The organism is Shewanella metallivivens, assembly GCF_028750675.1.
Lineage (GTDB): Bacteria > Pseudomonadota > Gammaproteobacteria > Enterobacterales > Shewanellaceae > Shewanella > Shewanella metallivivens.
Genome location: NZ_JAQQPZ010000015.1, coordinates 161,962 through 178,013, shown reverse-complemented (window position 1 = coordinate 178,013; position 16,052 = coordinate 161,962). Strand labels below are relative to the sequence as shown.

The following is a 16,052-nucleotide window of genomic DNA, read 5'->3' as shown; positions in this document are numbered from 1 at the left end:
GTCACCTGATGACCTTAAGGAACCGTGATGATTAAGTGCAGCACTTTAGTTGTGTTAAGTTCATTGGCATTGTTCACTTTTTCCAACTCTGTCATTTCTGGGCAACTGCCAAGAAATATTGAAGAAATGCGCGTATCAAAAGCAGGCCAAACACTGCCACAAGTGGTTAATCGCTACCAAGCAATTAACGACACGCTCGAAGTTAAATTGCAGCGTGCAACGGATGAATTGTCTGTGACAGAAATGGCGGCGCAACAAGGTCACCGCTTATGGCAACAAGCAGTAAGAGATGTGCAATCCGGTTATCATGACGACCGCTCGCTGTATTGGAGCCGCTTAAGTATGCGCAATACACTTAAGCAAGATAAAGTAGGATTTAATATTGCCGATTGGCAACGTGAAATCTTAGTCAAGACCGTTGAAAAATCATCACGTGGTTTTAGTGATATCGAGTTTGACCCAAACACTCAAATCAATATTTTACTCACCGGTTTTGATCCGTTTTTTTTAGACCGTAATATTGGCCAAAGCAACCCTTCTGGATTAGCGGCATTGGCCTTAGATGGTTACCGCTTTACTGTAAACGGTAAAACCGCCCAAATTGAAACCGTGATGATACCCGTCCGCTTTAGCGATTTTGACAACGGTATTATCGAATCATTACTCACACCATTTTATCGCGAAAATAGCTTAGACATGGTATTTACCGTGAGCATGGGGCGTGAAAACTTTGATATTGAACGCTTTCCAGCTCGCAACCGTAGCGCTGATGCTCCTGATAACTTAAACGTATTAACAGGTGCAAACTTTAGCCACCCTAAAGCACCACTATTTACCAGTGGAACCTCAAGCGACGGTAAATTGAATGGCCCTGAATTTGTTGAGTTTTCATTACCTGTTGAACTGATGCAAGCCGTGAAAGGCCATTGGGCTGTGAATGACAACCACCAAGTTAGAACCTTATCTCGAGGTCAGTTTTTAGCATCATCTTTAGCCGAGTTACAAAATGAAATCTCTGTTGAGGGCTCTGGTGGGGGGTACTTGTCTAATGAAATTTCTTACCGTAGTATTTTATTACGCGACCAATTTAATTTAACTTTGCCTGTGGGTCACATTCATACTCCTCGAGTCAAAGGGTATGATGCTCAAGTTGAATCGGACATTGTTGAGCAAATTAAGGCTATGATTGCAGCCGCAGCAACAAGCTTGTAACGATATCGCCTCAATGGCTACCCCACAACTGCTTGAGTAGTCCCCTCTACTCAAGCCAAGAATGAAATCATGCTAAAAAATCTATTTAATTTTACATCACCCAAACACAATGCGTTGAGCCCCCAAAAAGTCAGCGCAAAAGTGTCATTAACATCCTGCCCAGCTCAATCAGCTTTGCAACAGCAAATACTCGACAAAGTCGAAAGCGATTACCAACATGCTGAATGTCATTTTAATCGCCAGTTCCCACGTCCTATTGTGCAATTTAGTTTACGCGGAAAAAGTGCTGGCACCGCCCATTTACAAAGCAATCGTTTGCGCTTTAATCCAGTATTATTAGCAGAAAACCCACATGTTTTTTTATCTGAAGTTGTGCCACACGAAATAAGCCATCTACTTTGTTTTCAGCTATTTGGCCGAGTAAAACCCCACGGTAAAGAATGGCAAAGCATCATGTTATCCACTTTTAAAGTGGCGCCAAAAACCACTCATCAACTGAATGTCCAATCTGTGAGTGGGCAACAATTTGATTATTTTTGTGGTTGTGGCAATACCACGCTTTCTATTAGACGGCATAATCGAGTGGTTCGAGGACAAACTCAGTATCGCTGTCGCCGCTGCCAACAAACGCTCCAATCAGCACAAAAAACTTAACATCATCAACGCGTAACATTTTATCAATTGCGTCATCGCACCCTATGGCTTAACATCAGCGCAAAATGACGGATTAACTCCGCAATAAGGGCCTGTTTCTGTTTCTAATGTAATTAGAAAACACGACTGTCCTGTCGATTTTTAGTTTATTTTTTAGGGTTTATTTTGCGCTTATCTTACTATCACTCATGGCTTTTTTGGGTGTCGCTTTTGTGCGGCATTTTTTTAACGACCGTTCAGGCAGCAGAGCATCCGAGCAGTTTTCGCAAAGCAAAAACCATTGCGAAAGACATCTACCAGCAAAATCTTCCCTTAAGCACCTTTTATTGTGGTTGTGATATCGCCATTAGTGGCAAGCTTTGGCAAGCCGACCACCCAACGTGTGGCTATCAAGTTCGCAAACAGATCATCCGCGCCAATCGAATTGAATGGGAGCACGTCGTCCCAGCATGGGAATTTGGCCACCAGCTACAATGCTGGCAAGACGGCGGACGTAAAAATTGTAGTAAAAACAATGATCAGTTTAAGAAGATGGAGGCAGACCTACACAATTTAGTCCCTGCAATCGGTGAAGTGAACGGCGATCGCAGTAATTATCGCTTTAGTGATTGGAATGGAAAAGCGGATCAATATGGTCAATGTGAAATGATAGTCGATTTTAAAGGCCGTAAAGCACAACCGCCAACTCGAGCTCGCGGCCAAATAGCCCGCACATATCTTTATATGCAACAAACATATGGATTACAAATCAGTAGCAGCCAGCAAAAACTATTTAACGCTTGGGACAAAATGTTCCCTATAACGGTAACAGAATGTCAACGTGATAGTTTAATCGCCACTCGCCAAGGTAATCATAATGATTTTGTGTTCAAACAATGCCAAAATAACGGCTTGCTCCGTTAATTGAACAGCCAATACTGACTTGAGCCACAAACGATAAAAGGTCAACACGAATGAGAGTTCCACGCATTTACCAGCCCATAGACAACCTACAACAAGGGCAAACCGTCACGTTAGATGACGACGGCGTCGCGCATATTGGCCGAGTATTGCGTATGGGCAATGGCGGCCACATCAGCTTATTTAACGGCGACGGTAATGATTATTTAGCCGAAATTATCGATGCAGGTAAGAAATCCATTACTGTCACGGTCTTAAACTGTGAAGCTAACAACAGTGAGTCACCACTTGATTTGCACCTCGGACAGGTGATTTCGCGTGGCGATCGCATGGAGTTTACAGTACAAAAATCAGTAGAGCTTGGTGTTACGACCATTACACCGCTATTTTCTGATCGCTGTGGCGTTAAACTGAACGGTGAACGCCTAGATAAAAAACGACAGCAGTGGCAAAAAATTGTTATCAGTGCCTGTGAGCAGTCAGGTCGCAGTATTGTACCTGTTGTGCGCCCAGCGATGACGCTCTCTCAATGGTGTGAAGAACAAACTAATGCAGTTAAGCTCAATTTACATCCGCGCGCATCACACGGTATAAATGGCTTGCAATTAGATGCGAGTAATCACAAAGTGAGACTGCTAATTGGTCCTGAAGGGGGGTTGTCAGATGAAGAAATTGCCATGACCGAAGCCCACCATTTCACAGATATATTGCTAGGCCCTCGTGTGCTACGCACCGAAACGGCATCGTTAACCGCGATTACCGCACTACAAGTTAAATTTGGCGATATCGGTTAACTCAACCGCTATTCCCTCCAATATAAAGGAAGTATCCATGATTAAGCTCGGCATTGTAATGGACCCAATCAGCGACATTAACATCAAAAAAGATTCAAGCTTTGCGATGTTATTAGCGGCACAGGCCCGTGGTTATCAATTGTTTTATATGGAAATGCACGATCTGGCAATGGTCAATGGAAAAGCCATGGCCAACATGCGTCCATTAACCGTTAAGCAAGATGCTAATGACTGGTTTACCCTAGGTGAAGCCGAAGATACGCCACTGTCTGATCTTGATGTCATCTTAATGCGCAAAGACCCTCCATTTGATACCGAGTTTATCTACGCTACTTATATGCTAGAGCGCGCCGAAGAAGAAGGCGTATTAATCGTTAACAAACCACAAAGTTTACGTGATGCTAACGAAAAACTGTTTACAGCATGGTTTTCTGAATTTACCCCAGAAACCATCGTCACCCGCGATGCTAAACGTATCCGTGCGTTTCATCAACTCAAGGAAGACATCATCCTTAAGCCCTTAGACGGCATGGGTGGCACCTCTATTTTTAGAGTGAAAAAAGACGATCCAAACGTGGGGGTGATTATTGAAACATTAACCAGCTATGGTCAGCAATATGCCATGGCCCAAGCCTTTATTCCTGAGATCACTCAAGGCGATAAACGCATTCTTGTCGTTGATGGCGAACCCGTACCTTACGCTTTGGCACGTATTCCAATGAAAGGCGAAACCCGAGGTAACTTGGCTGCTGGCGGTAGCGGTGTAGCTCAACCTCTTTCTGAAAGCGATTGGAAAATAGCGCGTACAATTGGTCCTGAACTCAAAAAACGCGGCTTAATTTTTGTTGGTTTAGACGTCATTGGCGACAAGCTAACTGAAATCAACGTCACTAGCCCTACATGCATAAAAGAAATTGAAGCTGCATTTGATGTCAACATCACAGGTATGTTGATGGATGCCATTGAAGCGCGTATTAACGCATAACCAGTTAGGATTCATCATGGATTTTTTAACGACATGTAAACGCTCTTTAAGCTGTTTATTGCTCATACCCTGCCTCAGTGTGGCGAGTGTATTGGCAAATGATGTAATGATAAGTCCTGCGGCAACAGGATCACCCAATAGCAACGTACCAACGGCGGCAACAGGATCACCCAATAGCAACGTACCAACGGCGGCACCTGCCAGACCTAAAAACATCATTATTATGATTGGTGATGGTATGGGGCCAGCGTACACTTCGGCTTATCGTTACTATAAAGATAACCCTGACACCGAAGAGATAGAACAAACCGTTTTTGATCGCTTACTGGTTGGCATGTCGAGTACTTATCCAGCATCAGTCAGTGGTTATGTGACAGACTCAGCAGCGTCTGCAACGGCGCTCGCTACCGGGTTTAAAAGTTACAACGGTGCCATTTCTGTTGATACAGAAAAGCGTCCGTTACCCACGTTAATGGAAAAAGCCAAAACATTAGGGTTAGCAACCGGAGTCGCCGTCACCTCACAGGTTAACCATGCTACCCCAGCAGCATTTTTAGCCCATAACGAAAGCCGTAGAAACTACATCGACATTGCACAGTCCTATTTAGACTCTGACGCAGATGTGATTTTAGGAGGCGGACAACAGTATTTTTCTGACTCATTATTGGCTCAATTTACAGCAAAAGGTTATCAGCACATTGACGATTTTTCGCAGCTTGATATGGTAACCAACCCAAAGGTATTAGGCCTCTTTGCCGATGTACAATTACCTTGGGCCATTAATGATAATCAAAGTCATAAACTCAGCAAGATGACGCAAAAGGCCATCGACCTGTTATCGCAAAATCAACAAGGCTTTGTATTATTGGTAGAAGGAAGCTTAATTGACTGGGCAGGCCACAGTAACGACATTGCCACCGCAATGGGTGAAATGGACGAGTTTGCCGCCGCCATTGAAGTGGTTGAACAATTTGTTCGCCAAAGCAAAGACACCTTGGTGGTGATTACTGCCGACCATAATACCGGCGGCTTGTCTGTTGGGGCTAACGACAAATACGAGTGGAACCCTGCTGTGTTGCATAAAGTCAAAGCAAGTCCTGATGAAATCGCCTCACGTGCTGTAGCAGACAACCATTGGCAAGACGTTATTGCTTCACTCATCGGCTTTACGCCAACCGCGGCTGAATACACATTATTAGACAATGCGCGTATGCAAGGTAATGAACCATTAACCATTGCATTGCGAAAATTAATTGATGTGTACTCTAACACAGGCTGGACCAGCGGCGGTCATACTGCGGTAGACGTTCAGGTTTTTTCATCTGGCCCGGGTGCAAGGTTATTTAGCGGCCATCAAGACAACGTCGATATAGCCAATAAAGTAATGAGTTTATTACCTTTAACTGCAGTAAAACAGTAACAGTTCGAAACAGCCTTTTGACTATCGCAAAGGGCTGTTATTCATTTATCTTTACCGTGAGTACCCCTTGTGCTAACAAATCCTTCTCAAGCATTAATTAGAAATAGCGAACTTTTTCAACAACAAAAAGTGCTAATCCTCAATTATGAAGCCGATACATTTGCTAGCCAATGCTTAGAATCAGCAAGCCATGTTACTGCATTAGCCTTTGATTTTAACCACCACCAGACCTTGTCGCCATATGCAAGCAATACATTAGAATGCTACTTTGGCCATCAATTACCAAACAACTTAGCCAACGAAAAATACGACAGTGTCATTATCTATTTTCCTAAAGCTAAGCCTCTTATGGGTTACTTGTTGCATTTAGCGGCTCAACATATGGCCATCGGAGGGTTACTCGTTGTCGTAGGCGAAAACAAAGGCGGGGTAAAGTCTATTGCTAAACTCACGCCAGCGTATTTTTCAGCACCAATTAAGCAAGATAATGCGCGTCATTGCTTGCTATACACAAGCTACTTAACACAAGCAGCACCTGCGTTATTGCTAAGCGACTGGCTAAGCCAATACACACTAGACACCCCACTAGGGCAAATGCAAATATGTAATCTTGTCGGTGTATTTAGTGAAAAAAGGCTCGATCAAGGCACCGAGTTATTGTTGTCGCATTTACCCGACAACCTCAACGGGCGCGTACTCGACTTTGGCTGTGGTGCAGGCGTCATAAGCGCTGCGCTGCTTAAATCTAATCCACAGCTTAATATTGAATGCATTGATATTAATGCTATGGCCCTTGCCTCTTGCCAGCTGACGCTTGCAGCCAACAACATGCAAGCAAAGGTATATCCATCTGATGGTTTTAACCAAATAACCGGCCAATTTAACGCTATTATCTCTAACCCGCCATTTCACGATGGGTTAACGAGCACCACAGACATTGCAACACAGTTTGTTAAATATAGCGCCTTGAGTTTGGCTCCTAAAGGTGTATGGCAAATTGTTGCAAACAGACATTTACCCTACTCTGACACCATTGCAGCTCATTTTGGCAAAGTGAATGTCCAAGCCGAAAATAACAGATATAAGTTGTATTTACATCAAACTTAATACGTGTTTAGTGCTGGAAATGGATTTCGATATCAGCTAAATTGAACAAAGCAAAGTGACTCACATTTTTTCTTTATTCCGATTGTTACTCTATGCTTCCTTAAATTGAGCTGAAATAAAAACAAAAGACAAAGGATGTTATGTTAGAGCCCTCAGTAGCCGCATTAAGCGCAGATAAGAGCAAAGTAGAATTACGTGTGGTCCCCAATACACACGGGCCGTTGTCCGTTGAAGATATCACTCCGATACTGAACCAGCCCGATTTTGTCATGTTATGCCCCATCTCTCCCGCCATTAATAAAGCCGTTACTGAAATCAATACACTTTGTGGCCAAAAAACGGGTGATCATGAACTTTTTTTTGTCATTGCCGAACGTAAGGATGGTTCGGTCATTATCGACGTCAGTGAAGATAAAATGCAAGCTAGCATGACAATCACCTCAGCTTGGGGCGGTAAAGACGTCAGCCTACCAGATATTCTGACGACACTAAAAAGTAAGAAAATAAAAATGGGCCTAAGCAAGCCAAGGATCATGGCTCTCATACAGCGTTTGTCTATACTCCCTCCGGGCGAAAGTTGCGAAGGAATTATTGCTAATGGAAAACCTGCAGTAAATGGCGAAAATGCCATATTAACCCGTAAAGTGGCCCTCGCCCGTGAGCGACTACTGCAACCTCAAGAACGTGAGGATGGCTCAGTAGACATGCGAAATTTAGGCGCTCTTATTACCGTAAAGCCCAATGATGTATTAATGGTAAAGACCCCTGCGACGATAGGCACACCAGGTTTTAATGTTCATGGTGATGTACTGCAGCAAATACCGGGTAAAGATAAGCCTATGGAGCCAGGAACAGGTACCAGCATACATCCTAAAGATCCTAACAAACTGATTGCAACCTTATCTGGGCAGCCGGTAGAAAACCGTAAAGGGATGCAAGTTGATGACATGCTACAAATTAAAGATGTTGATGTGCGCTATGGCCACGTCAATTTCAAAGGCAGTATTTTAATTACCGGTGACGTACACGAAGGCATGGAAGTAAAAGCCAGTGGTGATGTGACCGTTATGGGCTTTGTCGAATCAGCCAGTATTGAAGCCCAAGGTGATGTGATTGTGAGTAAAGGCGTCATTGGCCGTTTAATTAAAGAGCAAGAGCTCAGCACTAAAATTAAAGCCAGTGGCCAAATATGCGCTCAATTTGTCCAATACTCACATTTAGAAGCGCAAGGCGACATTTTAGTCACCAAGCAATTACTGCACAGTCATTCAACCTCCAATGGCTTCATTACCGTCTGTGATACCCAATGTCGGCGTGGTGACATTGTCGGCGGCGTCACTACCGCCAATAAAGGGATAAGAGCCATTGCCTTTGGTGCCACCGCAAGTACTAAAACAGTACTCTATTGCGCTATGCATCAAGACGAATTTAAGCAACAACTAAAAGAGTTAGATGGCAGCATCAAAGCCATGGTCGTGGCCGGTCTTGAGCTCGAAGCAAGATTACGTAAACTACCGCCAAAAGCCGAATGGCAAAACGATGCAGGCATGATTGAACAAGTGAAAATGATGTTAGATCAAAAGCATCAAATGACGGCCGAGCAAGCTAAAGAGGAAGTTGAATATACTCAACAACTCACCGAAGTTGAAAATTACTATGACAATTACTTTATCAAAGCAGAAAAGCATATTTTCACCAACGTTGAAATCCACATTGGCAATGCTTTTAATCGTACTCAACGAGAACACGGGCCCTGTGTGGTGAAAAACATCAATCATGAGATATCATACGATTACAATAACCGTTAATTCACTGTGTAACGCATAAACACCCCCTACTGAGGTTATTGCTCATTATGCCGCAAATACATTGGCCAGCTATTTTGAAGTTTGATCAAGATGATGAGTTAATGTATTTGGCCAACCATCAAGATTGGTTAAGCTTTATATGTGCCAACCAAGATACTGTGTGTTTACAAGATAAGCTCATCGACAGTAGCGGTCATATTTACCGCATACAAAAACCACCCACTAAACAGACGTCCATCGACAACTGTGTGGCACAACTCCCAGAACTTGTTAAACAACCTCAACGGATAAGTGTATTGCAACTGCTGCCTTTAGTGCGTCAATACGGCCAATTTCAGGGGCATTGCTGCAGTGCTAAAATCGTATTTGCCACAATTGAACAAGGTATCGCCACTGTCGCTGAGTTAGAACAGCTTTATTAACCAATAAAACCGCCTTCCCCATTGAGCATCAAACAGCGCTCTGGCAAAATGCCCGCATACTCACCGTCTATAAGCTCTGAGAATCCTTAATGGAATTACTTAATATTGAATGTCTTGGTAAACGTTTGCGACTAGAAGGCTCAATTGCCGGTTGGCAGCAACTTTATTGGGACAACCAACTGGTGTCACAAAAGTCAGCCAGTGCAAGCGACCAAGCTTTCCATATTCACTCATTTGAACTCACCCAACAGTTTGTTACACCTGATAACAATATGACTAACGATAATATTGCTAGCCATACCAAAGCGATTCCAGTGCGGCTAGAAATAGACGTTAACTGGCAACCTTTTCAGCTCGACTATTGTTTACTTATTGATGATGAGCAGGTCACTCAAGGTCAACGCACTGTCTCAGACATTGAAAAACAAACACCGGAAGTCCCTGTCGCGAAAACGCAAAAACTCAGTATTGTCGGCTTAGCCTCGCTAGGCTTTAAACTGCTTAAAAGTGCTAAAGTCATTAAAGTGTTGTTTGCAGGTGCCAGCGTTGCCGCATACTCATGGTTATTTTCGTTAGAGTTTGCCTTAGCACTTATCGGCTGTTTAGTTTTCCATGAATATGGCCATATTAGAGCGATGAAACACTTTGGTATGAAGACCAAAGGCATTTATCTCATCCCCTTTGTGGGCGGCTTGGCCTTGAGCGATGAACGGATTAACACGCGTTGGCAAGATGTCTATATCTCCATTATGGGGCCCACATTTGGACTGATTTTATCTATCATCAGCTTAGGTCTGTACTGGATCACCGGCAATATCTTTTTTGCCGGCCTTGCAAGCTTTAACGCGCTACTCAACCTGTTTAATTTATTGCCGATTCTACCACTCGATGGTGGGCACATTTTAAAGAGTATCAGTTTTTCAATGAACAGTATGGTTGGCCTAATCGCCTGTATTTTAGGTGCCGCTGCAGGTGTGTTTATCAGCTACAGCCTAGGTCTTGCTTTACTCGGATTTTTATTGCTGATTGGTAGTGTTGAAATCGTCTTTGAATGGCGCGGTCGCCATCAAAGCCACTTACTACCGCTTGACCGATACGGACAAATTTTCTCAACTGTGTGGTATTTATTAACCGTAGCCTGCTTGGTCGGGATTATTTGGTACTTTGCAAGTTCTGGTGATGACATGTTAGCGATCCCGCTGCAGATCTTGGGCAGTTAAGCTCATATTCGCATGCCATCACACATAAAAACGCCTGCTAAATTGCAGGCGTTTTTTTATTGGGCTCGTCTATAATACCATTCCGCATTAATAAGTGACCACTCAGAATGCGTCCAGCGGTTTTTGATTAAGGCGTCGCTATGCAGTAATGGTTGTTCCCTTTCAATTAGCGAGAACGTAAGGCAAAAGCGGCTGGGGCATTCCTTTCAGGCGAATTTTAAAAGGGCTTATACTGCGTTGCATGACTTCGAAAGAGAATAGCTATTCATTCAGTCATTCGCCTTGTTTAAGCCCTTTTAAATTCTCGCTGAGAGATCACTTGCTAACGCGGAATGGTATAATCTAAACACATTGGTCATGACTTTATACAACTCAGTGCCTTGGTGCACAGATGCCGAGGCAAAATGCAAAATAGGCACACAATCCATTGGTAAGCTAATCACTTGTTGCGCTTCGTCTGTGTCATATAAGTCCATACGCAATATATTCACTAATGCTTGACCGGCACCGAGTGGTTGCCCTACCGCTGCACAATATTCAATTAACCCGGCTTTAGGGGCATGAAACTTTTTATAATCTTTCAAATAACAACCAAAGCGCGCCATATCAGCTGGCTCGACCTTTTCACGGATCACACCTCGGTGACTTAAATAGGCCAAAATGCCTTTTGCATCGACTAATGCATCAGCTAAATCAATCCGCTCTTGGCTCGCCAGTTCTAGTGTAAAGGCTGACACTGGCACAGCAAATTCGCGCCCATGCTTTGCCGCAAAATCAGTCAATTGCCACCAAGGACAAAATGCCGCCTCGTCCATTGCACCGCCAAAGCTATTAGGTATAACTAAGGTGTAAGGAATAGAGAAAAAACGCGCAGCATCAATGTCATATTCTGGGCAATACAAATGCTTACATGACTTAGGCCCGGTATGCAAATCCAGTACAATATCAGCTTTATGCGCCATGGCTTGTAAGCTTACGGCGAGTCGGTGACCGGTTGTCACCCCAAATGCTTGATTAAGCCTTGCCTGACACGAGTCGATTAATGTCGCTCGGTATGCTTGAAACAATGCATCATTTGTTAAGTGTTGATGCTCGGCATACCAGGTGGCTAAGTCAATATTGTGGTCAAAGTATTCACGGTTCCAATTCACCCCAGTGATCGGATCAAATCGTCCTAAGGTAAATTCGCCACTTTTTTGATTAATCCCCAGTGGATTAGCCAAAGGAGCAAAGCGAATATCACCAAGGACATCATAGCCTTCGAGCAAGTTCATCAGCTGATAAATCACTGCGTTACCTTGCACCTCTGCGCCATGTACATTGGCCTGAATATACACGCTTGGTGCCGCACTATCAGTGCCTTGAATATCATAAAGCGGAATGGTGAGAGCTTGCCCCGTGGCAAGCTCACCTACTTGAATATTGGACTGTGTTACTTTACTCATCAATTACGACTCAAACAGGTTTTCATGCAAAGCATTCACCACTTGCGGAGCTTCTGACTCAGACACTAAAACACATAAATTATGTGGGCTGGCACCTTGGCAAATCATGCGTACGTTGTGGTTTTCAAGTACTTTAAATACCCGACTGCAAATACCTGCGGTAGATGCAATACGATTACCAATAATCGCAATAAGGGCTAAGTTATCTTCAACACGTACGCGACAATGTTGAGACAGTTCTTGCAGTAATGACTCACTCAATAAGCCTTGGCCACTTGAATCTGAACCGGTTTTATCTAAAGTCAGCGATACGTTAACTTCTGATGTCGTGATTAAATCAACTGATATTTTATGACGTGCTAGTGTGGCAAAGGTTTCAGCTAAAAAGCCTTGAGCATGGAGCATTTGTAAGCTGTGAAGGTTAAGCAATGTTTGATCGCGACGCAGGGCAACAGCACGAAAAACGGGGGTGTCTTCAACTTGATGACGGATCCAAGTCCCGCCCATTTCAGGGGCTTTACTTGAGCCTACAAACACCTGAATTTTTTGCCTTACCGCAGGTAAAATGGTTGCAGGATGCAACACTTTAGCGCCAAAAGTCGCCATTTCTGCTGCTTCGTTAAAACTAATTTCGGCAATTGGGCGCGCGTTAGGGGCCAGTCTTGGATCGGTAGTATAGATGCCTGCAACGTCAGTCCAAATCTCTACAGCTGTGGCATTCAATGCTTCTGCAAGCAACGCTGCTGAGTAGTCGCTACCACCACGCCCAAGCGTTGTCGTACGGCCATCCTGGTCTGCACCAATAAACCCTTGTGTCACAATGACATAATTAGCAAGTAGCGGTTTTAAAAAATCTCCCGCCAATGTAGCTATCGCTTCAATATGTGGCTCAGCACGACCAAAATGACTGTCAGTACGAAGAACTTGGCGCACATCAAAATGATCTGACGCAGTGCCTTTTTCGCGGATAACTGCAGAAAATAAAATCGATGAACATTGCTCACCGGTAGAGAGCAACTCGTCCATAATAGCTTTGCTGCGATCAAGTTCTAACGACTCACTTAACACTGACATACGACTGAGAATTCTATCAATATTCGCAGCAACATCTTGCGGACGACCTAACTCATCTAAAATCGCATATTGAATTTGCGCAATTTGCTTCAATAGCACTAAACGTCGCTCGTCATTCACATTCGCTTGAGTTAACTCTACCAGTAAATTGGTCACGCCACTTGAAGCGCTGACCACAACTAAACGGGTAGCAGGATTGGCTAAAACAATGTCAGCACAACGACTCATCGATGCATAATCAGCAACTGACGTTCCACCAAATTTGGCGACCACTAACTCAGGGTGAGTGTCTTGAGGTACTAAGCTCATAGAGATGCCTCCGCAATTGGCGAAAGACAATAAAAAAAGATGTGATTTACTAACATGATATACGCTCCGAACACACTACGTTCGAAGAGCCTGGTGCTAAGATAACGCACCCTTAAAGAAGGGAAACAGCAATCATCACCAGAAGCTCTCCACCAAAAAAACAGGTGACAATCGTTAGGATTCAGCCTAATCGACCGATATCAATGTGTGCCGCACAATGTGATACCTCGGCGTTAATCTCCATCATAAGCTGTCATCGGACTGGCATCCTCAAACTTACTACCTAGTTAACGCTCCTCTTCTGTGCCTCCCGAAGGAGGGACCTGAAAAATAGCAACAAACCTACTGATAAGTCAATCAACAATCGTAGTAAAAATACACTATTTTAAATATATTCATCTTAATTCAAACAATATCGACTCGTTGCCCAGAATTTGCCTATCCGAGGCAAGATTGTTTTTTGTAGCGAAAAATCTGCCAAAAACTCGATAAAAACCCCAAAAACCCATCAATAAGAGACAATAAACAATTATTGAACCTAAAAATAATACAATAGTCAGTTTACTCTTATTAATGCCTTAATGCTGAGTAATGATTAAATATAAGCACCAATTTCTGGTAACTCACTGACTAATCGTAACCTATGATTAAAAATCCCCATTTCTGTCTCAGGCATTGCCGAATCAACACAAGCAAGCAAAGATAACTGCCCTTGGTTAACATAATAAATAGCGTGCTGATTAAACTCTCTACCGAGCTCAAGTGCTTGTTCTTTATTAATAAAAACAGCCCAACTTTTCTCCATGTGAGAGAGGTCAGGTGCAGCGCCGATTAATGAACGGTAAGGGCTTTTATATTGTTGGATTTTGGATTGAAGCTGGCGATCAAGCAAACGGTTTTGTGAAGGATTAAGCAATAAACCGCGGGGATTATGAGCAGTAACAATAGCAAATGGGTATTGATGTGAAAGGCGTTGAGTCAGCAAAAAATGAGTGCGTTGGTATTCATGCCACAATGTATCGATAACATTTTCCATAATATTAATTCGTCAATTAAGCCAAATTTAGTTTAGCAGAGCCTTGTAGATTCTTAAAGGTTGTGACATAAATCACAAGTATGATATTTAAAATTATTTTACAATCAGTACATTACGTGACAAATCTTTCATATGCATGACAGTTATATTAATTTTTTAACATTTAATTTGTTAACAAATGCCTAAAACGAGTACAATAATACATACCAGCTGTTAAATCGCTTAGATAAGCCAGTAACACTAGCTTGAATCACCTTTTACATTACGGTGTTTTAAACGCGTTTACTGGAAATTAACTACGTTGATGTGCTTAGTTTACACCGGAACGTTTTATGTTCTACATTTAATAAACTAATGATTAAAACAGCAATACGATTAAATTAAGTTTACAACAAATGGAACTATCTTCTTAAATCGTATTCATAGTAGTAAGCCAGTTGGCAAAAAATTTAACTCATTATGCACTATCACTAACATGCATTTTGCATTGGCGTAATGAGATTGACTATACGCGAGACAACTCAGTAACCATGCATAGCGTTACATCATACGAGTTAATAAGAGTGTTTTATTCAGGGCAGACATAGATAAACACCAAAAAAATACTGGAGTATCGGCGTTAATTAATACGCGATTACAACTTACTAGCAGCGAAACGCTAGAGTCGAATTTTATTAAATTAGGTATATATCATGCAAAACCCGCACATTCTGATTGTTGAAGACGAAGCAGTAACCCGTAATACATTACGCAGTATTTTTGAAGCCGAAGGCTATGTCGTTACAGAAGCTAACGACGGCGCAGAAATGCACAAAGCGATGCAAGATAACAAGATTAACCTCGTGGTGATGGACATTAACTTACCCGGTAAAAATGGGTTATTACTTGCTCGCGAATTACGTGAAATCAATAACATCGGTCTTATTTTCTTAACAGGACGCGATAACGAAGTTGATAAAATTCTTGGCCTTGAAATTGGCGCTGATGACTACATCACTAAGCCGTTCAATCCACGTGAATTAACAATCCGTGCGCGTAACCTATTAACGCGTGTTAACAGTGCTGTCGCTGAAAGCGAAGAAAAAGGCTCAGTTGAATATTACCGTTTCAATGGCTGGAGTTTAGAAATAAACAGCCGTTCTTTAGTTAATCCACAAGGTGAGTCTTATAAGCTGCCACGCAGTGAGTTCCGTGCGATGCTTCACTTTGTTGAAAACCCAGGTAAGATTTTAACTCGTGCTGATTTATTATTAAAAATGACTGGCCGTGAGTTAAAGCCGCATGATCGTACCGTTGACGTCACAATTCGTCGTATCCGTAAGCATTTTGAAAGCTTAGCTGATACGCCAGAAATCATCGCCACTATCCACGGTGAAGGCTATCGTTTTTGTGGTGACCTAGAAGACTAATCTTGGCGGTTACCCAATAAAAAACCAGGTGATTAACCTGGTTTTTTTATGTCCGCTATTAGCGATTAGTTTATCATTATACCATTGCGCATTAATAAGTGACCACTCAGAATGCGTCCAGCGGTTTTTGATTAAGGCGTCGCTATGTAGTCATGGTTGTTCCCTTTCAAATAGCGAGAACGTAAAGCAAAAGCGGCTGGGGCATTCCTTTTAGGCGAGTTTTAAAAGGGCTTATACTGCGTTGCATGACTTCGAAA

The 16,052-nt window shown here is 42.8% G+C and carries 14 protein-coding genes and 1 riboswitch; of the genes, 11 read left to right on the top strand and 3 right to left on the bottom strand.

The annotated features are described in order from the left end of the window. Positions 1–27 precede the first annotated feature (27 nt). The 10 genes from PQR79_RS18930 (at position 28) to PQR79_RS18885 (ending at position 10,522) form a co-directional block, all read left to right on the top strand. Positions 28–1,212, top strand: a complete 1,185-nt coding sequence (locus PQR79_RS18930) for a PA0049 C-terminal domain-containing protein (RefSeq protein WP_238106182.1) — start codon at positions 28–30, stop codon at positions 1,210–1,212. A gap of 69 nt (positions 1,213–1,281) precedes the next feature. Continuing rightward, a complete protein-coding gene (locus PQR79_RS18925; protein WP_238106181.1) occupies positions 1,282–1,866 on the top strand; it encodes a SprT family zinc-dependent metalloprotease in 585 nt (194 codons plus the stop codon). 201 nt (positions 1,867–2,067) lie between these two features. Beyond that, positions 2,068–2,769 carry an endonuclease gene (locus tag PQR79_RS18920; RefSeq protein WP_238106267.1) on the top strand — a complete coding sequence of 234 codons (702 nt, stop codon included), beginning with the start codon at positions 2,068–2,070 and terminating at the stop codon, positions 2,767–2,769. A gap of 50 nt (positions 2,770–2,819) precedes the next feature. Continuing rightward, a complete protein-coding gene (gene rsmE, locus PQR79_RS18915) occupies positions 2,820–3,560 on the top strand; it encodes a 16S rRNA (uracil(1498)-N(3))-methyltransferase (RefSeq protein WP_238106180.1) in 741 nt (246 codons plus the stop codon). Between the two features lie 37 nt (positions 3,561–3,597). Then, complete coding sequence (gshB, locus tag PQR79_RS18910; RefSeq protein ID WP_238106179.1) at positions 3,598–4,545, top strand: glutathione synthase; 948 nt, start codon at positions 3,598–3,600, stop codon at positions 4,543–4,545. 106 nt (positions 4,546–4,651) lie between these two features. Continuing rightward, positions 4,652–5,965: an alkaline phosphatase gene (locus PQR79_RS18905; RefSeq protein WP_438270836.1), complete on the top strand. Its 1,314-nt coding sequence runs from the start codon at positions 4,652–4,654 to the stop codon at positions 5,963–5,965. A 69-nt stretch (positions 5,966–6,034) separates the two neighbouring features. Then, positions 6,035–7,072, top strand: coding sequence for a methyltransferase (locus tag PQR79_RS18900; RefSeq protein ID WP_238106177.1), 1,038 nt, complete (start codon positions 6,035–6,037; stop codon positions 7,070–7,072). Between the two features lie 140 nt (positions 7,073–7,212). After that, positions 7,213–8,880 carry a flagellar assembly protein A gene (locus PQR79_RS18895; RefSeq protein WP_238106176.1) on the top strand — a complete coding sequence of 556 codons (1,668 nt, stop codon included), beginning with the start codon at positions 7,213–7,215 and terminating at the stop codon, positions 8,878–8,880. A gap of 47 nt (positions 8,881–8,927) precedes the next feature. After that, positions 8,928–9,302: a DUF4144 family protein gene (locus PQR79_RS18890; RefSeq protein WP_274408616.1), complete on the top strand. Its 375-nt coding sequence runs from the start codon at positions 8,928–8,930 to the stop codon at positions 9,300–9,302. A gap of 89 nt (positions 9,303–9,391) precedes the next feature. Beyond that, positions 9,392–10,522 carry a site-2 protease family protein gene (locus PQR79_RS18885; protein WP_238106174.1) on the top strand — a complete coding sequence of 377 codons (1,131 nt, stop codon included), beginning with the start codon at positions 9,392–9,394 and terminating at the stop codon, positions 10,520–10,522. 296 nt (positions 10,523–10,818) lie between these two features. On the opposite strand, the gene PQR79_RS18880 is transcribed toward PQR79_RS18885, so the two are convergent. From PQR79_RS18880 to PQR79_RS18870, 3 genes are all read right to left on the bottom strand, one after another. Continuing rightward, a complete protein-coding gene (locus PQR79_RS18880) occupies positions 10,819–11,967 on the bottom strand; it encodes a succinylglutamate desuccinylase/aspartoacylase family protein (RefSeq protein WP_238106173.1) in 1,149 nt (382 codons plus the stop codon). Between the two features lie 3 nt (positions 11,968–11,970). Next, positions 11,971–13,350 (bottom strand): lysine-sensitive aspartokinase 3, encoded by a 1,380-nt coding sequence (gene lysC / locus PQR79_RS18875; protein WP_238106172.1) that lies wholly within the window; start codon positions 13,348–13,350, stop codon positions 11,971–11,973. Between the two features lie 134 nt (positions 13,351–13,484). Continuing rightward, a riboswitch (Lysine riboswitch) is annotated at positions 13,485–13,659 on the bottom strand. Positions 13,660–13,945: 286 nt separating this feature from the next. Then, on the bottom strand, positions 13,946–14,386 hold the full coding sequence (locus PQR79_RS18870) for a DUF3293 domain-containing protein (protein ID WP_238106171.1): 441 nt from the start codon (positions 14,384–14,386) through the stop codon (positions 13,946–13,948). 692 nt (positions 14,387–15,078) lie between these two features. On the opposite strand from PQR79_RS18870, the gene arcA reads away from it, so the two are divergent. Then, positions 15,079–15,795 (top strand): two-component system response regulator ArcA, encoded by a 717-nt coding sequence (gene arcA, locus PQR79_RS18865; RefSeq protein WP_238106170.1) that lies wholly within the window; start codon positions 15,079–15,081, stop codon positions 15,793–15,795. Positions 15,796–16,052: the final 257 nt, after the last annotated feature.